A 20,058-nucleotide genomic window follows, 5' to 3' on the forward strand; every position below is an offset into this window, starting at 1 on the left:
AATGCAGAACGGCCGCGCAGAGCGCGGCCGTTCTTCCTTTCTTACTTCAGCGCCTTGAAGCGCAGGCGCTTCGGCGCGGCATCGTCGCCCATGCGGCGCTTCTTGTCTTCCTCGTACTCGCGGTAGTTGCCCTGGAAGAACTCCACGTGCGAGTCGCCTTCGAACGCGATGATGTGCGTGGCGATGCGGTCCAGGAACCAGCGGTCGTGCGAGATCACGAAGGTGTTGCCCGGGAACTCCAGCAGCGCGTCTTCCAGCGCACGCAGCGTTTCGATGTCCAGGTCGTTGGACGGTTCGTCGAGCAGCAGCACGTTGCCGCCCTGCAGCAGGGTCTTGGCCATGTGCAGGCGGCCACGCTCACCACCGGACAGCGAGCCGACCATCTTCTGCTGGTCCTGGCCCTTGAAGTTGAAGCGGCCGATGTAGGCGCGCGACTGGATCTCGATGCCGTTGATGTTGAGGATGTCCAGGCCACCGGCGATTTCCTGGAAGACGTTGTGGTTGCCTTCCAGCTTGTCGCGGCTCTGGTCCACGTAGGACAGCTGCACGGTCGGGCCGATCACGATCTCGCCCGAATCCGGCTTCTCCTGGCCGGTGATCATCTTGAACAGCGTCGACTTGCCGGCGCCGTTCGGGCCGATGATGCCGACGATTGCGCCCGGCGGAATCAGCATCGACAGGTTGTCGATCAGCAGGCGGTCGCCGAACTTCTTGGAGACGTTCTTGAACTCCATCACCATGTTGCCCAGGCGCTCGCCCGGCGGGATGAAGATTTCGTTGGTCTCGTTGCGCTTCTGGTAATCCTGCGACTGCAGCTCTTCCAGGCGGGCCAGACGGGCCTTGCCCTTGGAGCGGCCGCCCTTGGCGTTCTGGCGCGACCACTCCAGTTCCTTCTGGATCGCCTTCTGGCGGGCCTTTTCCTGGTTCTCTTCCTGCTTCAGGCGCTCATCCTTCTGCACCAGCCATTCGGTGTAGTTGCCCTTCCACGGAATGCCGCGGCCGCGGTCCAGTTCCAGGATCCACTCGGCGGCGTTGTCCAGGAAGTAGCGATCGTGGGTGACGGCCACCACGGTGCCGGTATAGCGCGCCAGGAACTGTTCCAGCCATTCCACCGACTCGGCGTCGAGGTGGTTGGTCGGTTCGTCGAGCAGCAGCATGTCCGGCTTCTGCAGCAGCAGGCGGCACAGTGCGACGCGGCGCTTTTCACCGCCGGACAGGTTGGCGATCTTGGCATCCCACGGCGGCAGGCGCAGTGCATCGGCGGCCACGTCCAGCTGGTTTTCCAGGGTGTGCGCGTCGCCGGCGGCCAGGATCGCCTCCAGGCGCTCCTGTTCCTTGGCCAGCGCGTCGAAGTCGGCGCCTTCCTCGGCGTAGGCGGCATACACCGCCTCCAGCGCAGCCTGGGCCTGCAGCACTTCGCCCACGCCTTCCTCGACCGACTCGCGCACGGTCTTGTTCGGGTCCAGTTCCGGTTCCTGCGCCAGGTAACCGACCTTGATGCCGGGCTGCGGACGGGCTTCACCCTCGAAATCGGTGTCCACGCCGGCCATGATCTTCAGCACGGTGGACTTGCCGGCGCCGTTCAGGCCCAGCAGGCCGATCTTCGCGCCCGGGAAGAAGGACAGGGAAATGTCCTTGATGATCTGCCGCTTGGGCGGGACCACCTTGGACACGCGGTTCATGGTGTAGATGTATTGCGAGGACATGCGGTCTCCGTAGGCGCGGCCCTGCGCCCGACCCGTCACGGGAACATCCCGTTGCGGCAGCGGGCACAGACTGGAATGGAATACCGCCAATTATAGCCGGAACCGGTTCCGGCCCGCGCCCGGCCGGAGCCGCGCAGGCTGGCCGTGGCCTGAATACTCCGTCACAGTCCTGCAGCGGGAAGCGTTTCCAGCCGGAAACGGTTCAGATCGGTTGCGCAATATGGGCTCACCACCCACCCAAGCAGAGGTCTGACATGCGCATCAATCGAGTAATGGCCGGAGCCGTGGCCTCTGTGCTGGCGCTCGGCGCGGTGGCCCCCGCCTTCGCCGACAACGACCACCGTGACCGCCGCGAATGGCGGGAAGATCGCCGCGAGTGGCGCCAGGACCGCCGTGACTGGGAACGCGACCGCCGTGAGGCCCGGCGCGACTGGGAACGCGACCGCCGCGACTGGCACCGCGACCACGACCGCTACTACCGCCCGGCACCGCCGCCGCCGCGCGTGGTCTACCGCCCGGCCTATGGCCCGGGCTACGGCTGGAAGGTCGGACACCGCTACCGTGATTACTACCGCGGCCCGATCTACGTGGTGAACGACTACCCGCGCTACCACCTGCGCCGCCCGCCGTACGGCCACCAGTGGATCCGCGATGACCGCGGCAACATGCTGCTGGTGGCCATCGCCAGCGGGATCATCGCCGACTATATCGTCAGCAGCCGCTGACGATCGCGGCCGGGGTCGGATCCCTTTCCAACGGAAAGGGCTCTGACCCCACAACTGTCGATTGAAACCATACGGGGCCGGATTCCTTCGGGAATGCCGGCCCCGTCTGTTTCGGCCCCGGCAGGCCGGTGCGGGGCTACAATCAGGGGCTGAGTCGTACCCCTTTCCCTGCCTGCTGGAGTACCCGATGTTCCCGCGTGACGTCCGCATCGAAACCTACGATCCCGAACTGGCCAAGGCCATCGCCGCCGAAACCCAGCGCCAGGAAGACCATGTCGAGCTGATCGCCAGCGAGAACTACACCAGCCCGGCGGTGATGGAAGCGCAGGGCAGCCAGCTGACCAACAAGTACGCCGAAGGCTACCCGGGCAAGCGCTACTACGGTGGCTGCGAATACGTGGACATCGCCGAGCAGCTGGCGATCGACCGCCTGAAGCAGCTGTTCGGCGCCGACTACGCCAACGTGCAGCCGCACAGCGGCTCGCAGGCCAACCAGGCCGTGTACTTCGCCCTGCTGCAGCCGGGCGACACCATCCTCGGCATGAGCCTGGCCCACGGCGGCCACCTCACCCACGGTGCCAAGGTCAATGCGTCGGGCAAGCTGTTCAACGCCGTGCAGTACGGCGTCAACGACCAGGGCCTGATCGACTACGACGAAGTCGAGCGCCTGGCCCTGGAACACAAGCCGAAGATGGTCGTGGCCGGCTTCTCGGCGTACTCGCAGGTGATCGACTGGGCGCGCTTCCGTGCCATCGCCGACAAGGTCGGTGCCTACCTGTTCGTCGACATGGCCCATGTCGCCGGCCTGGTCGCCGCTGGCGTCTACCCGAGCCCGCTGGACCACGCCCACGTGGTCACCTCCACCACCCACAAGACCCTGCGCGGCCCGCGCGGCGGCATCATCATCGCCAAGGGCGCCGACGAAGACCTGGTCAAGAAGCTGCAGTCGATCGTGTTCCCGGGCATCCAGGGCGGTCCGCTGATGCACGTCATCGCCGGCAAGGCCGTGGCCTTCAAGGAAGCGCTGGAGCCGGGCTTCAAGGCCTACCAGCAGCAGGTGGTGAAGAACGCCCAGGCGATGGCCAACACGCTGATCGCGCGCGGCTACAAGATCGTTTCCGGTGGCACCCAGAACCACCTGATGCTGGTCGACATGATCGGCAAGGACGTGTCCGGCAAGGACGCGGAAGCCGCGCTGGGCAAGGCCCACATCACCGTCAACAAGAACTCGGTGCCGAACGACCCGCGTTCGCCGTTCGTGACCTCGGGCCTGCGCCTGGGCACTCCGGCGGTGACCACCCGCGGCTACGTCGAACAGGACTGTGTGGACCTGGCCAACTGGATCGCCGACGTGCTCGATGCGCCGAACGATGACGCCGTCATCGCCCGCGTGCGCGACGCCGTCAGCGCGCAGTGCCGCAAGTACCCGGTCTACGGCTGATCGGGGCAGGGGTCGGATCCCTTCCCGCACGGAAGGGCTCTGACCCCGTCATCAGGAACCCCGCGCATGGATGAGCGCCGCCTCAAGTACCTGTACATCGCGCTGGCGGTGCTGTTCGGCCTGCCCAGCCTGTTCTTCGGCGGTGCCGGTGCATGCATCGCCGTGGTCATGGGCGTGATCGGGCTCGTCTCGCTGGACGCGGACAAACTGGGGTTTGCCGCTGGCATGTTCGCGTGGGGATCGTGCGCGATCGCCGGCCTCGTGGCCTGGGTCGCACTCAGCATCGTCTGGCTGCGCGATGGCGCACGCGGGCTGCACAGGGCTTCACGCCGCTGGTGGCTGCTGCTGGGCCTGGGCGTGCTGGCAGGCCTGCCCTTGCTGGCGATGGCGCTGTACTACTTCGCCGAGCTGGGTTCGTCCGTGCTCAGCGGGCTGTTCGCCGGGCCGTCCCTGCTGGTGCCCACCGGTATGTTGATCCTCCTGCGGCTGCGTGCTGACGCGGTGGGCGAGCCATCCGGCCCGGCACGGTCAAAGGAGTAGGCCCGCGTGGATGAGCGCCGCGCCCGGTATCTGTATGCCGTCCTGGCGGTGATCTTCGGCCTGCCCAGCCTGGTGGCGGGTGGTGCCGCGGCGACGATGCTGCTGCTGACGGGGCTGGGCCAGTTCGGCCATGGCACGCTGGCCGCGGTGACCCTGATGCCGCTGTGGGGCCTGGCCGGTATTGCCGGCTGCCTGGCCTGGTTGTGGCTCAGCGCCGGGTATCTGCTGCAGGGACGTGCCGGGCTGCAGGTGCATCGCCTCTGGTGGTGGATGCTGCTGGTCGGCAGTCTTGCCGCCGTGCCCCTGCTGGGGCTAGCGCTGTGGTGGAGCATCACCGTGCACGCCGAAGGCATCGCCCTGTTGCTGCTGGGCCCGTCGATGCTGGTACCGGCCGCGAGGCTGGTGTGGATCAAACACCGCGGCCGGGCACAGCCCATCGAAGGAAACGGAACGCATGGATGAGCGTCATCACAAACGCTGGATGGCCATTGCCGGCCTGCTGGTGGGCCTGCCCGTCGTGGCGGCAGGCGGCACGGGGGCCGTGCTGGGGCTGATGGTCGTCTGGGAGGGCAAGTACCTGACGGGCGACGAGTACACCTTGTTGCTGCTGTGGTCGTCGGCCGGCCTCATCGGCCTGCTGTCATGGTTGTGGCTGAGCGGCCTGTTCCTGTGGCGCGGTGTTGCCGGCCTGCGCCAATCACCGGCTGTGGCCTGGGTCGGCCTGGCGCTGGGCAGCCTGGCCGCGTCGGGCGTGGTCGTCGCCACGCTGTACTTCACTATCAGCAATGGCGAGATCTCGACCTTGGGCCTTCTCGGGTTTGGTCCGCCGCTGCTGCTGATGGCCGGGCACCTGGCCTGGCTGCGCTGGGCACGCGCCGCATCGCCGCCACCCGCATCCGGTTGAGCGGCGCGTCGCGGCCTCGCCGGGCTGGCGGGCTGAATTGCAGGCGCTTCCGTGCAGGCAGCATTTGCTGCTGCGCCCCTTCTCAGGTACCTTTGCGACGCTGCCATGACCGTGGCAATAGGTACTTCCCTGAGCCAGGCGTTTCATGCATTGCCCCTTCTGCCAACATGCCGATACCCGGGTCATCGACTCGCGCGTCTCCGAAGACGGCGCGACGATCCGTCGTCGGCGGGAATGCGAAGCCTGCGGCGAGCGCTTCAGCACCCTGGAAACGGTCGAACTGAAACTGCCGGCCATCGTCAAGAGTGACGGCACCCGCGAGGCCTTCGACCAGCGCAAGGTCCGCGCGGGGTTCGACCGCGCGCTGCAGAAGCGCGCGGTGCCCGAAGACAAGATCGAGGCGGCGGTACGGGCGGTGGTGCACCAGCTGCGCATCAGCGGCGAGCGCGAAGTGCCCTCGATCAAGGTCGGCGAGTTCGTCATGAACGAACTGCGCAAGCTCGACCACGTGGGCTACGTGCGCTTCGCTTCGGTGTACCGCAGCTTCGAGGACGTGGCCGATTTCCGCGAGGAGATCGAGAAGCTCGAGCGCGATCTGCCGTCCAGTACCGAACAGCTGCAGCTGCTCGGCGATGTGATCGCCCTGACCAAGAAGAAGAAGGGCTGACCGCCTCTGCCTGGGTGAGCGCCCGCCTTGGTGGGCACTGATGGCGTGCATCGCCACCGGCAGCGTTACCATGGCCGCATGACCACCCCGTTCTCCGTCCTCGATCACCTGCACATGGCCAACGCGCTGCGCCTGGCCGAGCGCGCTGCCTATACCACCCGCCCCAACCCGATGGTCGGCTGCGTGATCGCCCATGGCGAACGCGTGGTGGGGCAGGGCTGGCACCAGCGCGCCGGTGGCCCGCATGCGGAAGTGTTCGCGCTGCGCGAAGCCGGCAGCGAGGCGCGCGGTGCCACCGCCTACGTCACCCTGGAGCCCTGTGCCCACTACGGGCGCACACCGCCGTGTGCATTGGCACTGATCGAAGCGGGCGTGTCGCGCGTGGTGGCGGCGATGCGCGATCCGTTCCCCAAGGTGGATGGCGGTGGCTTCGATCTGCTGCGCAACGCCGGCATCGAGGTTGCCGAAGGGCTGATGGCGGCGCAGGCGCGCGAACTCAACAAGGGCTTCCTGTCGCGCGTGGAGCGCAACCGCCCGTGGCTGCGGGTGAAGCTGGCCGCCAGCCTGGATGGTCGTACCGCGATGGCCGATGGCAATTCCAAGTGGATCACCGCTCCGGCCGCGCGCGAAGACGTGCAGCACTGGCGGGCACGCGCCGGTGCGATCCTGACCGGCGCCGACACGGTGCTCGCTGATGACCCGATGCTGACCGTGCGCCTGGCCGATACCGAGGTGATGCCACCGCTGCGGGTGGTGCTCGATTCGCACCTGCGTTCGCTCGAATGCAGCCGCGTGCGCGAGGGCGGGGCACCGACGCTGTACCTGCACGCTGCGGCGGTGAGCGCACCGGACGCGGCCGATGCCGAATTCGCCAGCGTGCCCAGCGTTGATGGGCGGTTGGATCTGGGCGCGGTGCTGGCGCTGCTGGCCGAGCGCGGCATCAATGAAGTGCACACCGAAGCCGGTGCCACGCTGGCCGGTGCGCTGCTGCGCGGCGGCTGGGTCGATGAGCTTCTGCTTTATCAGGCCCCCACGCTGCTGGGCGACAACGGACGCCCGCTGCTGGCTGGCCTCGGCATCGAGGCGATGGACCAGCAGCGTCGCCTGCGCGTGGTCGACCAGCGGCAGGTGGGCGAGGACATCCGGCTGCTCCTGCGCCCATGAGGGACTAACGCAGAGCAGGCGCTATGCCCTCGGCGTCAGGTCGCTTCGTCGTCCTCTTCGCCAACGGGGCATTGGCCTTTCCATTGCTGCTTCCACAGCACATGCAGGTCGCGGCAGTACGCGCCCAAGGCCTCGCCCGGCAGCTGCCTGGCCTTCAATCGCAGCTGGTGGCGGGTGAAACCGTCGTCGTACTGATCCGGCAGTACCAGCACGGCACACTGGTCGTGGTACATCAGGAAGTCGCGGCAGTGATCATCCTCACTCATCCACGCATCCAGGTGCCTGTCGCTCAGCTGCGTTGACTCGAAGGCGACCGAGGGTTGGACGACGATGATCTTCGTGGCTTTGAACCTGGACGCCTCGGCCTGCCAGCACGCCATCAGCGCCAGCACCATGATCGCGGTCGACGTCATACGGTGTTTCATGCGGTTGCCCCCGGGGAAGAGGGCAACAGCATTGACCATGCAGGTCGCGCAGGGCCATGCAACGGTTCTGAAAATGCAGTTGCCCTTGCCGTCGGCAACGCTGAGCAGCGCGTGGGCTCGGCGTTACATCGCGCTTACGCGCATTCGTCGGTCCACATCATCTCGGCGACCGGGCGCAGTGCCTTGCATTCCTGCGTCATGTCTTTGGCCGACTTCACCTTGGCCTTGGCCTTCAGTTCTTCGGCCATCGCGTCCACGCCACTGATCTGGTCCGGCGCGATCTTCGCCACGCAGGCGCGATGCTGCTGCAGCAGCAGGTCGCAGCCCGGTACGCCGGTGACCTTCGGCGCGGTGGCCGCCTGCGCGTCCTGCATCCAGTCTTCGAACGGTGCCAGCGCGCCGGCCACGGTGCCCACCAGATCATCGAAATTGCCGCTGTACCAATAGCCGTTGTCCTTGGCCGGGTACAGGGTGAAGGTGCCGCTGACCGCCACGCGCGCGCCACTCTGCAGCGCCTGCGTGTAGGCGTCGGTGAACTGCTTGCGCGCGGCCGGGCTGGCATCGGCTGCAAGGCTGGCGGCGAACAACGGGCGCACGTTGCCCAGGTCGGGCACTTGGCAGCTGAAGGCGATGCGCGCCAGCTTCTGGCCTTCGACGTATTCGTTGTCTTCGATCACGCTCTTGGTCGCGCGGCACTTCGAATCACGCAGGGCCTTGGCATACAGCGCTTCGGTGGCGGCTGCGTCGGCCTTGGCACCGGCGCTGGCAAGCACCACCTGCCACGGTTCGGCCAGCGCCTTGGCCAGTGCGCCCGGGTTCGGGGTTACCGCATCCTGGCCTTCAAAGGCGGGTTTCAGCGCATCGTTGAGCGTGCGGGTCGCGGCGGCATCGTCTTCCAGCAGCACGCGTGCATACAGGTCGAAGGCCTGTTCGGGCGTCAGCGTGGCCGGGGCGGCGGCGGCCAGCAGCGGGGCAGCCAGCAAGGCGCTGGCCAGCAGGGTACGCAAGGGGGTCTTCATGACAGTGTTTCCGGTTCCAGATGCGCGCAAGCCTAGCGCATCTCTTCGCGGGCGTGATGACGCCCGGTCGCCACGGGCCGGTACGCGCGGGCCAAAAAAAACGGGCCCCTCGCGGGGCCCGTTCGATCGCACGACGAGGAGCGATCGTTGGATCAGAAGCTGGCGCGCACGCCAACCGAGTACTGGGTGACGTCGCGATAGCCGGCGATCTCGCCCACCAGACCCCAGGTCTTGGTGAAGTTGATCTGGCCGCCGACGGTGCCGACCCAGGTGCCCTTGAAGTTGTTGCCGCCATCCATGTAGCCGGCCTTGGCCCAGGCTTCGGTCATGCGCGAGGGCTTGCCGCGGATACCCAGGGTGACGCGACCCAGGTTGGTGTGGTCCTTGTTGCGCAGGCGGCCGTAGAAATCGGAGTTGACGGTGATTTCGGCCTGCTGGCGGACCCAGGCCGCGTCAGCGGTGAAGTCCACGCGGTCGGTCCACGGCATGTGGTAGCCGATGCCCAGCTCGGGCTGGTTCAGCTTCAGCTTGTAGGAACCGTAGTCGTAGTTGTACGACTTGCTGGCGTAGGTCCAGCCACCGAACACATGAACCTGTTCGGAGAGTGCGACCGAGCCACGCAGGTAGCCGCCGTCAACCTTCGGATCATCCAACAGGTCGTCGTTGGTCTTGACCTGCGTCCAGCCGCCTTCGACGTAGGTGTAGCTCAGGGCGTCGGCCGAGGCCGAGAACGGGGCAGCGGCCAGCAGGGCAGCCACGATCAGGATCTTGCGCATGGGAATTCCTGTGAATTTCAGTCCATTGGCGGGCCTGCCATCGCAGCTGCCCGTGGCGACCTCATGTCGTCCGCTGCGGATTTTAATGAAAGTTTTACAAAATGCGAGAGACCGTCGTCACAGGCTGGCCAGACGTGGCCGGGGTCGGATCCGTTTTCCCTTGGGAAAACGGCTCTGACCCCTCCGCGATTCCGAGAGGCCCAGGGGCACAGCCCTTTCCTGCGGAAAGGGATCCGACCCCGGGCATCCCACCCCGTTCAGCCCGGGCTGGTACACTAGCCACGCCGGTTCGCCGGTACACAAACGTCTTCAGGGCGGGGTGCAATTCCCCACCGGCGGTAGGTGCGCAAGCACGAGCCCGCGAGCGCCCCGGCCCACGGCCGGGGGTCAGCAGATCCGGTCCGATGCCGGAGCCGACGGTATAGTCCGGATGAAAGAAGACGGTGCCACAGGGCCTTCGCGGCCCTGCGCCCGCCTGTTTGCCTTGCGGCGTTTTTCGCTCACTTTTCGCGGAGAACGTTACTTGTTTACTGGAATCATCGAAGGCGTCGGCCGTCTGGCCGCACGCGAATCCATCGGCGGCGATGTCCGCTTCACCTTCCATGTCGGGAATCTGCCGTTCGACCACGTGCAGATGGGCGAGAGCATTGCCATCAACGGCGTCTGCCTCACCGTCATCGCATTCGACGCCAACAGCTTCCAGGCCGATGCCTCCACCGAGACCCTGGGCCTGACCACGCTGGGCCAACTGGGCGAAGGGGCGGTCATCAACCTGGAGCGCGCCATGCGCCCGACCGACCGCCTGGGCGGCCATCTGGTCAGCGGCCACGTCGACGGCCTCGGCCAGGTGCTGTCCATCCACGACGACGCGCGGGCCCAGCGCTGGCGTTTCGCCGCGCCGGCCTCGCTGCGCCGCTACATCGCCAAGAAGGGCTCGATCTGCGTGGACGGCGTCAGCCTCACCGTCAACGAAGTGGACGACGAAGGTTTTGAAGTCGCCCTGATCCCGCACACCGTGGCCAACACCGCCTTCTCCGCCACCGGCGTGGGCAGCGCGGTCAATCTGGAAATCGATCTGGTGGCCCGTTACGTCGAACGCCTGTTGGGCGAAGGAGCACGCGCATGAACTTCGCCCCGATTCCGGAAATCCTGGAAGACATCCGCCTGGGCCGCATGGTGGTCATCGTCGATGACGAAGACCGCGAGAACGAAGGCGACCTGATCATGGCCGCCGAGCTGGTCAAGCCGTCGGACATCAACTTCATGGTCACCCACGGCCGTGGCCTGGTGTGCCTGCCGCTGACCCGCACCCGCGCCGCCGACCTCGGCCTGGCGCCGATGGTGCAGGCCAACACCGCGCAGTTCCAGACCAACTTCACGGTCAGCATCGAGGCCGCCGAGGGCGTTACCACCGGCATCTCGGCACACGACCGCGCGCACACCATCCGCACCGCAGTGAAGCCCAATGCCAAGCCGTCGGATCTGCACCAGCCGGGCCACATCTTCCCGCTGATCGCCCAGCCGGGCGGCGTGCTCACCCGCGCCGGCCATACCGAAGCCGGCGTCGACCTGGCCATGTTGGCCGGGCTGGAGCCGGCCGGCGTGCTGGTGGAGATCCTGAACCCGGATGGCAGCATGGCGCGCCGCCCGGAGCTGGAAGTGTTCGCCCGCGAGCACGGCCTGAAGATGGGCTCCATCGCCGATCTGATCGCCTACCGCCTGGCTACGGAAAAGACCGTTGAACGCGTGGACGAGCGCGAGATCGACACCGAATTCGGCCCGTTCAAGCTGGTGACCTACCGCGACCGCATCGCCCACGACCTGCATTTCGCGCTGGTGCGCGGCACGCCGGATGCGGAGACACCGACCCTGGTGCGCGTGCAGGTGGAAAACCCGCTGGCCGACCTGCTGCACTGGCGCCGCGACGACTTCGGCGTGGCCGCCACCGATGCCCTGCGTGCGATCGATGCCGAGGGCGCCGGCGTGATGGTGGTGCTGTCGGCCCCGCGCGATGGCGAAGCCCTGCTGGCCCGCCTGCGCCAGCAGCCGGCGCCGGTGGTGCCGGGCAAGGACAAGGACGTGGGCCAGTGGCGCCGCAACGGTGCCGGCGCGCAGATCCTGTCCGACCTGGGCCTGGGCAAGCTGCGCGTGCTGGGCACCCCGCGCCGCCAGGTTGGCCTGGCCGGTTACGGCCTGGAAGTGGTGGAGACGGTCACCCTGTAATGGGGATTGCCGGCCAGCGGCCGCCACTACCGGTGGGTGCCGACCGCTGGTCGGCAGCCCCTGCGGGCCCCCGCCAGCCACGGCCGGGGCCCATCCACGCTAGAATTACCCCCTTATCGAGTTCCCCAAGCCGCATATGAGCCACTACGAAGGCGATCTTCGCACTCCCGAGTCGGCGCGCTTCGCCATCCTGGCCAGCCGCTGGAATGCCCGCATCACCGACACGCTGGTCGCTGGCGCCCGCCAGAGCCTGGCCGGCAACGGCATCACCGAAGCCAACATCGACGTGATCCGCGTGCCGGGTGCCTGGGAACTGCCGCTGGTGGCCGCACGCCTGGCCGCCGCCCATGAACACGCTGCCATCCTCACCCTGGGCTGCGTGATCCGTGGCGACACCCGCCACTACGAACACGTGGCCGACCGCTGCGCCGAAGGCCTGATGCGCGTGCAGCTGGATTTCGGCGTGCCGGTGCTGAACGGCGTGCTGGCGGTGGAACGCGTGGAAGACGCCGAGGCCCGCGCAGGCGGCAGCCACGGCAACAAGGGCGAGGAAGTCGCACTCGCCGCACTGGAAATGGTCAATCTGCTGGAGCAACTGCCATGAACAAGAACACCCAGGGCAAGCCCTCCGGTAAACCCGTCCGCCGCGATGGCGTCGATCCGGTGCTGCGCTCGCGCGCCCGCCGTCGTGCCGTGCAGGCCATCTACGCCTGGCAGATCTCCGGCGGCAACGCCCAGTCGCTGATCGCCCAGTTTGCCCACGAGCAGGCCCGCGAAATTGCCGACCTGGCGTACTTCGAGGCGCTGGTGCACGGCGTGCTCGACAACCGTCGCGACATCGACGAAGCGCTCGGCCCGTACCTGGACCGTGGCATCGAGGAAGTGGACGCGATCGAGCGCGCAGTGCTGCGCCTGGCCGCCTACGAGCTGCGCTACCGCCTGGACGTGCCGTACCGCGTGGTGATCAACGAAGCCATCGAATCGGCCAAGCGCTTCGGTTCCGAACACGGCCACACCTACGTCAACGGCGTGCTGGATCGTGCCGCCGTGGAATGGCGCAAGGTCGAATCGGGTCACTGACCCGCCTGTGGTAGTGCCGGCCGCTGGCCGGCAGCTGCAGGGATCCTGAGGTTGCCGGCCAGCGGCCGGCACTACCGCCCACCGCGCGATGCGCGGCAAGAACAACAGCGGGAACGCCCCATGTCCCTGGCCGAATTCGCCCTCATCGACCGCATCCGCGCCCGTACCCTCGAGCGCGACGACATCCTGCTCGGCATCGGTGACGACGCCGCGCTGCTGCAGCCGCGTGCCAACGAACAGCTGGTGGTCACCGCCGATACGCTCAACAGCGGCGTGCACTTCCCGGTGGAAACCCCGGCCTTCGACATCGGCTGGAAGACCCTGGCGGTCAACCTGTCGGACCTGGCCGCGATGGGCGCGCGCCCGGCGTGGTGCACGCTGGCGCTGTCGCTGCCGGAAGCATCTGAAGACTGGATCGAGGCCTTTGCCGATGGCTTCTTCGCCCTGGCCGACCAGCATGACATCGCGCTGATCGGTGGCGACACCACGCGCGGTCCGCTGTCGCTGTCGGTGACCGCGATGGGACAGGTCGGGCGTGGCCAGGCCCTGCGGCGCGACCGCGCGCAGGTGGGTGATGATGTCTGGGTCAGTGGCACGCTGGGTGATGCCGCCGGCGCACTGCGCCTGTGGGAACAAGGTGCGTTGAGCATCGCCACCGCCACGCTGCTGGCCGACTACGAAAGCCTGCGCCTGCGCCTGCTGCGGCCGACGCCGCGCGTGACCCTGGGCCTGCGCCTGCGGGCCTTCGCGCACGCGGCGGTGGATGTGTCCGACGGCCTGCTGGCCGACCTCGGTCATATCGCCACGCGCAGCAACGTGGCCGCGCATGTGGATGCCGATTCGCTGCCGATCTCGCACGCGCTGCGTGAGCTGCTCGGCCGCGACGCTGCACGCGACTGCGCATTGCGCGGGGGCGACGACTACGAGCTGTGTTTCACCGCGGCTGCCGACCAGCGCGATGCGCTGCACTACCTGGCCGAATCGCTGGACGTGCCGCTCACCCGCATCGGCCGCATCGCCGAAGGGCAGGGCGTGCACGTGGACGGCGAAGCCGCCGACGGCGGTTACCAGCACTTCGCGTAGCCGCAGCGGTACTGCACTGGGGTGCCGAGCTTCGGGGTGGGGTCAGATCCCCTTGCGCCGCAAAGGGCTCTGACCCCGAGTGAAGCACCTCGGCATCGCTCGGGCAGGTGCCAACCTGGGTTGGCACGAAGGTGTCAGCCGCCCGTGGCAACACAGTGTCGACCAGGGTCGACACCTGCCAACGCGTGGCGATTACACGTGCGGAACGGGCGCACCGAAGCGGTTGTCGCCCGGGGTGCTCGGCAGCAGCATGAACACCAGCACCACCAGGCCCACAATCGGCACCAGCATCAGCAGGTACCACCAGCCGGAACGGTCGGTGTCATGCAGGCGGCGCACGGTCACTGCAATCATCGGCACGATGATCGCCAGCCACACCAACGCGCCCACGCCCGTCGATATCAGTACCAGCGTGCCTGAACCGGTGTAGCCAGCAATGAAGCCCAGCACATTCGACGGTATCAATGCGATCACGACGAACAACTGGAACCACCAGAACTCGCTGCGGCTGGCGCGCCCGCTGAACTGGGTGTAGCGGGTGAGCGGAGTCATCATCCTTTTCATGCTGTGCGTTTCTCTCTGTAGGTAGCGCCGAGCCATTGCCCGGCGTCAATCAGTGAATGACCTTTGCCTGGGCATCGCGCGTGGTGCCGTAGTCGTCCAGCCACTGGAATTCCAAGGTTCCCGGCACCGATGCACCCGACGGAAGTGGCAGGTCCAAGCGCTCACCCGGTGCCACCATGTCCACCTCGATCGTGCTGCCATCGGGCAGCGTCAGGCGGCTCAGCGTCACGTGGTAGAACCCGGGGTTGTACACCTGCAGGGCTTGCCCCTCGGCACGCCATTGCAGTGCTGCGGCAGTGTCACGCGCATGTCCGGGGAGGCCGGCAGGGCGATAGAACAGCTTCACCCGGGTGCGGATGGCGAACTGCAGCAGATTCTGGCCTTCCACGTTCTCGGGCTTGGGCGGTATGTCCAGTAGGTTGAAATACAACAGCGACTCGCGGTCGCTCGGCAGTGCCGCCCCGGCCATTGGCGCATACGTCAGCCGGAAGGCCTGTGCGCCGCCCGCCTCGATGCGGCGCGTGGTCGGTGTCAGCACGAATGGCAGCTTCTGGCTGCCGGCCTTGGCGCTGGCATCGCCATCGTCCAGCCACACCTGGGCAAGGGCGACTTTGTCGCCGCGGTTGTTGGTGTTTACCGTCACCGCGCCCTTGCTGCCGTCGTAGATCACGCGTGTGCCCTGCAGAGTCACTGCCGCTGCGGCGGGGAAAGCGTGGCCTGTACAGACGAGCATCAGCGCCAGCGCGCATGCGCGAATTTTCATGAGAGCGTCCTCTGGAAGAACCACCCGGCAGTGCACTGCCGGGTGGGCGCGCTTACTTGTAGGCGATGTCCATCTGCGCGGTTGCGTTGGCCGTGCCGGCCACCACATCGGCGGCAGCACCGGTCTTGGTGTACCAGACGCTGTGCTTCACAGTTTGCGGTGCAGTATCGGTGACAGTGACGAACTGCGTCGGTGCGCTGTTGATCTTCAGCAGCGTATCGGTGCTGTCATAGATCTTGTACGCCACGCCTTCGGCGTCACTGGCTGCCGTCAGTGCAAGACCACCATCTGCTGTTGATGAACCGCTGAACTTCACCGCCACATCGTGCGAACCAGCGGCGCCTGGGCAGGCCACGGCCACGTCCAGGTCGCGACGGCCGATACGGTCATTGCTCTTCAGATCTTCCAGATCCATCTTGCCCATTGCCACGGCAACGCCACCGTTGATGGTGGCAGTGCAGGTGGTCTCGACAATCTCGCCGGTAATGGTCAGGTCGGCCGCATTAACGGTCGGGGCAGCGGCCAGCAGGACGGCCAGGGCCATCGGGGTCTTCAGGCTCTTCATGGGTGTGCTCTTCAAAAAGTGATGGAATCGGGATCGCCACTGGCATCTGAGCGATGGGTGGACGCGGCAGGAGGGCGCGATGTCCGCCGGCAGGTTCTTTGCCGCCATGGGACAAGGCATGCCCGTTCTTCTGCCCGGCGCATGTTCGGCCTGATCACCGCCACGAGCCATACAACTTGTTGCAAACGCTTACATGCTTGGGAAACTGCAAGTAGTTGCATATTCGACTGCGTGATCGCGCCCTAGTCTGCATCCCCTCCCATCACTACCGGGGCTGCACTGCGGCCGCGTCGACGCCATGCGCCTGACTTCCTCCCCCTGTCAAAGCGGCGCGCAGCATTCCCTGCGCCACACCGCGCTGGCTATGGCCATCAGCACCACGCTGGTGCTTGTAGGCGGGCTGCCTGCGCACGCGCGCACCGGTGGCGAAGTGGAATTCAGCGAAGGCTTTGCGACCGGCTTCGGCAGCGACGACCTGGCGCGCTTCAGCGTGGGCAACCCGGTCGAACCCGGTCACTACAACGTCGATATCCATCTCAACGGCGAGTTCGTGCGCCGCGATGACATCGAACTTGTCGAATCCGATACGCCCTATGTGGCAACGCCCTGCGTGCCCGCGCAGCTGCTGCTTGCACTGGGCCTGAGCGATGCCGCGCGCGACGCCGTGGAGGCGTCCGGGAACCCGCAGTGCGTCGATCTGCAGGCAAGCATCAATGGCGCACGCGTCACCTACGACGACAGCCAGTTGCGCTTGGACATCTCGCTGCCGCAGGTGGCGCTGCAACGCCAGGCGCGCGGCTTCGTCGCACCGGAATTGCGCAACTACGGCATCACCGCCGCGTTCATTGGCTACACCGTCAACCACTACCGCAGCCTGGGCCAGCAGAACAGCTACGCCGGCATTACCAGTGGCGTGAACCTGGGCGCGTGGCGGCTGCGCCACCGCAGTTCCATCAGCCACAACGCGCAGGGTACGCACTTCAGCACGCTCAACAGTTACCTGCAGCGCGACCTGCCGCACTGGAACAGCCAGTTCACTCTGGGCCAGAGCAACACCGGTGGCGAGCTTTTCGACAGCGTCGGCTTCACCGGCGTGCGCGTGGCCACCGACGAGCGCATGCTGCCGGATTCGCTGCGTGGCTATGCCCCGGTAGTGCGCGGCGTGGCGCAGAGCAATGCGCGGGTCACCATCCGCCAGAACGGCGCGGTGCTGTACGAAACCACCGTAGCGCCCGGCCCGTTCGCCATTGATGATCTCTACCCCAACGCCGGCAGTGGCGATCTGGAAGTGGCCGTCACCGAGGCCGACGGCCGCGAGGAGCGCTTTACCGTCGCCTTCTCCGCCGTGCCGCAGGCGCTGCGCGAAGGCAGCCAGCGCTTCAGCATCACCGCCGGTGAGCTGCGCAACACGGGCCTGTACCAGCAGGCGCTGCGCTTCACCGAAGGCACCTATGCGCGTGGCGTCAGCAACCGCATGACCCTGCTGGGCGGCGTGCAGGTGGCCGAGCACTACCAGGCCGGTCTGGCAGGCGCGGCGTTCAACACGCCGTTCGGCGCCATCGGTGCCGACGTCACCTACGCGCGCGCGAACGTGCCCGGCGCGCCCGCACAATCGGGCCGCAGCTACCGCCTCAACTACCAGCGCAGCGTGGCGCGCACCGGCACCAACCTGGGCCTGGCTGCGTACCGCTACAGCACCGAAGGCTTCCTTACCCTCACCGACGTCTCGCAGCTGTCGTTCGACCGGCCGCAGGCCGCCGATGCGTTCGTCATGCGCACCCGCCAGCGTTTCCAGATGAACTTCTCGCAGCGCGTGGGCACGCGCGGCCAGCTGTACCTGGCCGGTGGCCATGTGACCTACTGGAATCGCGCGGGCAAGCACAACGACCTGCAGCTGGGCTTCCACAGCAGCTACCGCAGCGCCAACTACACGGTTTCCGCCACGCGTTACCGCATGGCCAGTGGAGCGCCCGATACGCGCCTTTCGTTCATGCTCAGCCTGCCACTGGGACGCGCCACCAACGCGCCGCGCGCCACCGCTACGTACAACGACAGCCGCTTGGGCAGCCAGCAAGAGCTGGGCATCCACGGCAATCTGGGCGAGGCCCGCGCGCTGTCCTACAGCCTGTCGGGCAATCGCGGCCAGGGTGGCAGCGGCTACAACGCCTATGCCAGCTACCAGGGAAGCCGTGCCGATGTGAGCGCGGGCTTCGGCCGCACCAACGGCAGCAGCAGTGTCAACGCGGGCGCCACCGGCGGCGTGGTGCTGCACCCTGGCGGTATCAACTTCGGCCCGGCGCTGGGCGACAGCTTCGCGCTGGTAGAGGCGCAGGGCGCACAGGGCGCCATGGTCGGCAGCGGCCGCAACGTCACTGTGGCGGGCAATGGCTACGCGGTGCTGCCCTATACCAGCCCGTACCGATGGAACCAGATTCATCTGGACACCGCCCACCTGCCGCTTGACGTCGACGTACAGGGTAGCTCGCAGCGTGTGGCACCCAGTGCCGGCAGCATCGTCAAAGTCCGCTTCCAGTCACGCAACGATCGCGTGTGGCTGATCGATGCCAGCCATGCCGACGGCACTCCGTTGGCTTACGGCGCGCAGATCAGGCATGCCGATGGGCACACCCTGGGCCAGGTGGGGCAAGGCGGTGTGCTGGCCCTGCGCGGACTGGAGCCGGCCGGCTTCGTGCACGTGCAGACCGAAGACGGCATGGCTTGCCGACTGCACTACGCCATGCCCGAGGTGCCGGACGGACACGGCCAGTACTGGGCGCAGGCACGCTGCGTGACCATTCCGTCGGCACTGCGGGTTGACGACGCCTCTTCTTCAACTTCTGGAGCTTCCCAATGAAATCCTCCTATCTCATCGCATCACTGCTCATGCTCGGTGTTGCCGCGCAGGCCCATGCCGATTCGGCCACCATCACCGTCACCGGCAAGGTGCTGCCTGGCACATGCACCATGGCCAATGTGCCGGTGACGCTGGCCGATATTGATGCCACCGATCTCAAGACCGGGCATGACAACGGGTTGAGGCCGGCGGTGCTGAACTTCACCGGCTGCGTGGGCGTGACCAGCGTTGATCTGACCTTTGAAGGCACCGCCGACGCCGCGCAGGACGGCCACTGGCTCAACCAGGCCACCGGTGGCGCCACCGGCGTGGCCGTTGCGCTGCTGGATGGCACCACCGGCAACGATTTCCTGCAGAAGGGCGCGAAGAAGACGGTCGCCGTCAATGGTGCCGCCACCGCCAAGCTGGACATGCGCGCCGGCTACTACCGCAAGGCCGGCACATCGCTGAAAGCGGGCGATGTCAGTACGCAGATCACTGTGACGGCGGATTACAAATGAAGCGCGCGAACGAGCCACGGGGCAGCACGATGCCTGTTGCACGGGTTGCGCTCTACGCTCTACTGCTCACCAATGCTGGCGGGGCGATGGCCTGCACCAGTTTGGGTCAGAGGGCGAGTCTCGATATTGACCAGGAGGTGCTCAATGACCCCGCGCCCGGAGTTGTGTTGACGGGGTGGATTGGTTTCATTCCGGGGAATGTCGCACAGATACTCGGATGCGCACAGGACGCGCTGCCGATGGAGATCAACCCGAGCTTCACCGGGCTGACCGCGGTCGGCACCGTGAACTACCAGGGCGAGACCTATGTGACCTATCAGTTCAGCCCGACGTCTCCTCTGCTGATCTTCAGGCACGCAGGGTACGCGGGAGGTGGCACCGGTGGCTCCGGGTTCCACTATACGCCGCTGACGATTGGTACACGGGTGAGTATCGAGGGACTTCGACGGGGCACCAACTTAGCGATCAACTCCACGTTCCATGTCGCGGTAGTCTCGCGCGGTGGTCCGATGCAGGCAGCCTCGGCGAGTCTCGGAACGGGCACCACGTGGCTGCGTGATTTCCCATCGCTCGTCATGCAGCACCCCATTCGCGTTACTCTCCAGCTCCGTAATCCAACCTGCGCGCTCAGCGATGCCGGTTTCAGCATGAACGATGTTTCCGCCGATGTACTGGACGCAGCGGGCAGTAGCAGCCCCGAGCAGACGTTCCAGGTGAAGCTGCAGTGCGAGGCCGCTGGCGCGCCGTTGAAACTGACGCTGACCGACGCCAATGCGCCTACGGCCACCGGCAGCCTGTTGAGGCCCACAGCCAATGCCACCGCGCAGGGCGTCCATGTGGAACTGCTGCGCAATGGCGTGCCGGTGGTGCTCGGGCAGCAGTGGAACCACGGCGTGTCTGGCGCGGGTGCGCAGAGCATCGATCTGCAAGCGCGTTATGCGCGGGTGGCCGGCACGTTCAGGATCGGGGTGGTGGAAGGGCAGGCAGTACTCACCGCCGACTATCGCTGATACTGTGGATCAGGCGCGGGATGGGATGACCGGCGACGCCGGACCAAGC

Annotated in this window: 22 protein-coding genes and 1 riboswitch; of the genes, 15 read left to right on the forward strand and 7 right to left on the reverse strand. The window is 66.7% G+C overall.

Annotation, left to right across the window (positions count from 1 at the left end):
- Positions 1-41: 41 nt before the first annotated feature.
- Positions 42-1,706 carry an energy-dependent translational throttle protein EttA gene (ettA, locus tag NSQ78_RS03205; protein WP_005415249.1) on the reverse strand — a complete coding sequence of 555 codons (1,665 nt, stop codon included), beginning with the start codon at positions 1,704-1,706 and terminating at the stop codon, positions 42-44.
- 254 nt (positions 1,707-1,960) lie between these two features.
- On the opposite strand from ettA, the gene NSQ78_RS03210 reads away from it, so the two are divergent.
- The 7 genes from NSQ78_RS03210 to ribD all read left to right on the forward strand — a co-directional run bounded on the left by NSQ78_RS03210 (position 1,961) and on the right by ribD (position 7,147).
- Positions 1,961-2,431, forward strand: a complete 471-nt coding sequence (locus NSQ78_RS03210; RefSeq protein WP_049468289.1) for an RcnB family protein — start codon at positions 1,961-1,963, stop codon at positions 2,429-2,431.
- Positions 2,432-2,618: 187 nt separating this feature from the next.
- Entirely contained in the window at positions 2,619-3,872 is a 1,254-nt protein-coding gene (glyA, locus tag NSQ78_RS03215; RefSeq protein WP_057494411.1) for a serine hydroxymethyltransferase, read from the forward strand.
- 66 nt (positions 3,873-3,938) lie between these two features.
- Positions 3,939-4,412: a hypothetical protein gene (locus tag NSQ78_RS03220; protein WP_064237638.1), complete on the forward strand. Its 474-nt coding sequence runs from the start codon at positions 3,939-3,941 to the stop codon at positions 4,410-4,412.
- Positions 4,413-4,418: 6 nt separating this feature from the next.
- The gene (locus NSQ78_RS03225) at positions 4,419-4,874 is read left to right on the forward strand and encodes a hypothetical protein (RefSeq protein WP_064237639.1); all 456 of its coding nucleotides are present in this window, start codon (positions 4,419-4,421) and stop codon (positions 4,872-4,874) included.
- Positions 4,867-5,316 (forward strand): hypothetical protein, encoded by a 450-nt coding sequence (locus NSQ78_RS03230; protein WP_064237640.1) that lies wholly within the window; start codon positions 4,867-4,869, stop codon positions 5,314-5,316. Before NSQ78_RS03225 ends, NSQ78_RS03230 begins: the two co-directional genes overlap by 8 nt.
- A 145-nt stretch (positions 5,317-5,461) precedes the next feature.
- Positions 5,462-5,983, forward strand: coding sequence for a transcriptional regulator NrdR (nrdR, locus tag NSQ78_RS03235; RefSeq protein WP_005415256.1), 522 nt, complete (start codon positions 5,462-5,464; stop codon positions 5,981-5,983).
- A 78-nt stretch (positions 5,984-6,061) separates the two neighbouring features.
- Positions 6,062-7,147: a bifunctional diaminohydroxyphosphoribosylaminopyrimidine deaminase/5-amino-6-(5-phosphoribosylamino)uracil reductase RibD gene (ribD, locus tag NSQ78_RS03240; protein ID WP_064239605.1), complete on the forward strand. Its 1,086-nt coding sequence runs from the start codon at positions 6,062-6,064 to the stop codon at positions 7,145-7,147.
- A 35-nt stretch (positions 7,148-7,182) separates the two neighbouring features.
- Here the strand turns inward: ribD and NSQ78_RS03245 are convergent, their stop codons facing one another.
- The 3 genes from NSQ78_RS03245 to NSQ78_RS03255 all read right to left on the reverse strand — a co-directional run bounded on the left by NSQ78_RS03245 (position 7,183) and on the right by NSQ78_RS03255 (position 9,367).
- A complete protein-coding gene (locus NSQ78_RS03245) occupies positions 7,183-7,572 on the reverse strand; it encodes a hypothetical protein (RefSeq protein WP_064239606.1) in 390 nt (129 codons plus the stop codon).
- 134 nt (positions 7,573-7,706) lie between these two features.
- On the reverse strand, positions 7,707-8,591 hold the full coding sequence (locus NSQ78_RS03250; protein ID WP_064237641.1) for a hypothetical protein: 885 nt from the start codon (positions 8,589-8,591) through the stop codon (positions 7,707-7,709).
- A gap of 152 nt (positions 8,592-8,743) precedes the next feature.
- On the reverse strand, positions 8,744-9,367 hold the full coding sequence (locus NSQ78_RS03255) for a hypothetical protein (RefSeq protein WP_064237642.1): 624 nt from the start codon (positions 9,365-9,367) through the stop codon (positions 8,744-8,746).
- 301 nt (positions 9,368-9,668) lie between these two features.
- Positions 9,669-9,813: riboswitch (FMN riboswitch) on the forward strand.
- Between the two features lie 77 nt (positions 9,814-9,890).
- On the opposite strand from NSQ78_RS03255, the gene NSQ78_RS03260 reads away from it, so the two are divergent.
- The 5 genes from NSQ78_RS03260 to thiL all read left to right on the forward strand — a co-directional run bounded on the left by NSQ78_RS03260 (position 9,891) and on the right by thiL (position 13,753).
- Positions 9,891-10,493, forward strand: coding sequence for a riboflavin synthase (locus NSQ78_RS03260; RefSeq protein WP_049468273.1), 603 nt, complete (start codon positions 9,891-9,893; stop codon positions 10,491-10,493).
- Positions 10,490-11,590 carry a 3,4-dihydroxy-2-butanone-4-phosphate synthase gene (ribB, locus tag NSQ78_RS03265; RefSeq protein WP_049468272.1) on the forward strand — a complete coding sequence of 367 codons (1,101 nt, stop codon included), beginning with the start codon at positions 10,490-10,492 and terminating at the stop codon, positions 11,588-11,590. Before NSQ78_RS03260 ends, ribB begins: the two co-directional genes overlap by 4 nt.
- 136 nt (positions 11,591-11,726) lie before the next feature.
- Positions 11,727-12,194: a 6,7-dimethyl-8-ribityllumazine synthase gene (gene ribH / locus NSQ78_RS03270; protein ID WP_010481977.1), complete on the forward strand. Its 468-nt coding sequence runs from the start codon at positions 11,727-11,729 to the stop codon at positions 12,192-12,194.
- Entirely contained in the window at positions 12,191-12,670 is a 480-nt protein-coding gene (gene nusB, locus NSQ78_RS03275) for a transcription antitermination factor NusB (RefSeq protein ID WP_005415268.1), read from the forward strand. The genes ribH and nusB overlap by 4 nt, the downstream gene beginning before the upstream one ends.
- A 120-nt stretch (positions 12,671-12,790) precedes the next feature.
- Positions 12,791-13,753, forward strand: a complete 963-nt coding sequence (gene thiL, locus NSQ78_RS03280) for a thiamine-phosphate kinase (RefSeq protein ID WP_064237643.1) — start codon at positions 12,791-12,793, stop codon at positions 13,751-13,753.
- A 192-nt stretch (positions 13,754-13,945) separates the two neighbouring features.
- Here thiL and NSQ78_RS03285 read toward each other — a convergent pair whose 3' ends face one another.
- Genes NSQ78_RS03285 through NSQ78_RS03295 form a run of 3 tightly spaced genes read right to left on the reverse strand, consistent with a single transcriptional unit; the run spans position 13,946 to position 15,645 of the window.
- Entirely contained in the window at positions 13,946-14,317 is a 372-nt protein-coding gene (locus tag NSQ78_RS03285; protein ID WP_064237644.1) for a DUF805 domain-containing protein, read from the reverse strand.
- A 49-nt stretch (positions 14,318-14,366) separates the two neighbouring features.
- Positions 14,367-15,080, reverse strand: a complete 714-nt coding sequence (locus NSQ78_RS03290) for a fimbria/pilus periplasmic chaperone (protein WP_064237645.1) — start codon at positions 15,078-15,080, stop codon at positions 14,367-14,369.
- Between the two features lie 52 nt (positions 15,081-15,132).
- Positions 15,133-15,645: a fimbrial protein gene (locus NSQ78_RS03295; protein WP_064237646.1), complete on the reverse strand. Its 513-nt coding sequence runs from the start codon at positions 15,643-15,645 to the stop codon at positions 15,133-15,135.
- A 298-nt stretch (positions 15,646-15,943) separates the two neighbouring features.
- On the opposite strand from NSQ78_RS03295, the gene NSQ78_RS03300 reads away from it, so the two are divergent.
- Genes NSQ78_RS03300 through NSQ78_RS03310 form a run of 3 tightly spaced genes read left to right on the forward strand, consistent with a single transcriptional unit; the run spans position 15,944 to position 20,009 of the window.
- Positions 15,944-18,499, forward strand: a complete 2,556-nt coding sequence (locus tag NSQ78_RS03300; protein ID WP_064237647.1) for a fimbria/pilus outer membrane usher protein — start codon at positions 15,944-15,946, stop codon at positions 18,497-18,499.
- On the forward strand, positions 18,496-18,999 hold the full coding sequence (locus tag NSQ78_RS03305; protein ID WP_064237648.1) for a fimbrial protein: 504 nt from the start codon (positions 18,496-18,498) through the stop codon (positions 18,997-18,999). Before NSQ78_RS03300 ends, NSQ78_RS03305 begins: the two co-directional genes overlap by 4 nt.
- On the forward strand, positions 18,996-20,009 hold the full coding sequence (locus tag NSQ78_RS03310; protein WP_080473099.1) for a fimbrial protein: 1,014 nt from the start codon (positions 18,996-18,998) through the stop codon (positions 20,007-20,009). Before NSQ78_RS03305 ends, NSQ78_RS03310 begins: the two co-directional genes overlap by 4 nt.
- The last annotated feature ends 49 nt before the right edge of the window (positions 20,010-20,058 follow it).

This window comes from Stenotrophomonas sp. FSL W7-1447 (genome assembly GCF_037966425.1).
Classification (GTDB): Bacteria; Pseudomonadota; Gammaproteobacteria; order Xanthomonadales; family Xanthomonadaceae; genus Stenotrophomonas; species Stenotrophomonas pavanii.

Bases quoted from the DNA above. Each gene is read 5' to 3' on its own strand.
- glyA (WP_057494411.1), top strand. From the start codon at position 2,619: ATGTTCCCGCGTGACGTCCGCATCGAAACCTACGATCCCGAACTGGCC.
- ettA (WP_005415249.1), bottom strand. From the start codon at position 1,706: ATGTCCTCGCAATACATCTACACCATGAACCGCGTGTCCAAGGTGGTC.
- NSQ78_RS03305 (WP_064237648.1), top strand. From the start codon at position 18,496: ATGAAATCCTCCTATCTCATCGCATCACTGCTCATGCTCGGTGTTGCC.
- NSQ78_RS03290 (WP_064237645.1), bottom strand. From the start codon at position 15,080: ATGAAAATTCGCGCATGCGCGCTGGCGCTGATGCTCGTCTGTACAGGC.
- ribB (WP_049468272.1), top strand. From the start codon at position 10,490: ATGAACTTCGCCCCGATTCCGGAAATCCTGGAAGACATCCGCCTGGGC.
- ribH (WP_010481977.1), top strand. From the start codon at position 11,727: ATGAGCCACTACGAAGGCGATCTTCGCACTCCCGAGTCGGCGCGCTTC.
- NSQ78_RS03250 (WP_064237641.1), bottom strand. From the start codon at position 8,591: ATGAAGACCCCCTTGCGTACCCTGCTGGCCAGCGCCTTGCTGGCTGCC.
- NSQ78_RS03295 (WP_064237646.1), bottom strand. From the start codon at position 15,645: ATGAAGAGCCTGAAGACCCCGATGGCCCTGGCCGTCCTGCTGGCCGCT.
- NSQ78_RS03285 (WP_064237644.1), bottom strand. From the start codon at position 14,317: ATGAAAAGGATGATGACTCCGCTCACCCGCTACACCCAGTTCAGCGGG.
- NSQ78_RS03300 (WP_064237647.1), top strand. From the start codon at position 15,944: ATGCGCCTGACTTCCTCCCCCTGTCAAAGCGGCGCGCAGCATTCCCTG.
- NSQ78_RS03230 (WP_064237640.1), top strand. From the start codon at position 4,867: ATGGATGAGCGTCATCACAAACGCTGGATGGCCATTGCCGGCCTGCTG.
- NSQ78_RS03245 (WP_064239606.1), bottom strand. From the start codon at position 7,572: ATGAAACACCGTATGACGTCGACCGCGATCATGGTGCTGGCGCTGATG.
- NSQ78_RS03255 (WP_064237642.1), bottom strand. From the start codon at position 9,367: ATGCGCAAGATCCTGATCGTGGCTGCCCTGCTGGCCGCTGCCCCGTTC.
- nusB (WP_005415268.1), top strand. From the start codon at position 12,191: ATGAACAAGAACACCCAGGGCAAGCCCTCCGGTAAACCCGTCCGCCGC.
- nrdR (WP_005415256.1), top strand. From the start codon at position 5,462: ATGCATTGCCCCTTCTGCCAACATGCCGATACCCGGGTCATCGACTCG.
- NSQ78_RS03310 (WP_080473099.1), top strand. From the start codon at position 18,996: ATGAAGCGCGCGAACGAGCCACGGGGCAGCACGATGCCTGTTGCACGG.
- thiL (WP_064237643.1), top strand. From the start codon at position 12,791: ATGTCCCTGGCCGAATTCGCCCTCATCGACCGCATCCGCGCCCGTACC.
- NSQ78_RS03210 (WP_049468289.1), top strand. From the start codon at position 1,961: ATGCGCATCAATCGAGTAATGGCCGGAGCCGTGGCCTCTGTGCTGGCG.
- NSQ78_RS03220 (WP_064237638.1), top strand. From the start codon at position 3,939: ATGGATGAGCGCCGCCTCAAGTACCTGTACATCGCGCTGGCGGTGCTG.
- ribD (WP_064239605.1), top strand. From the start codon at position 6,062: ATGACCACCCCGTTCTCCGTCCTCGATCACCTGCACATGGCCAACGCG.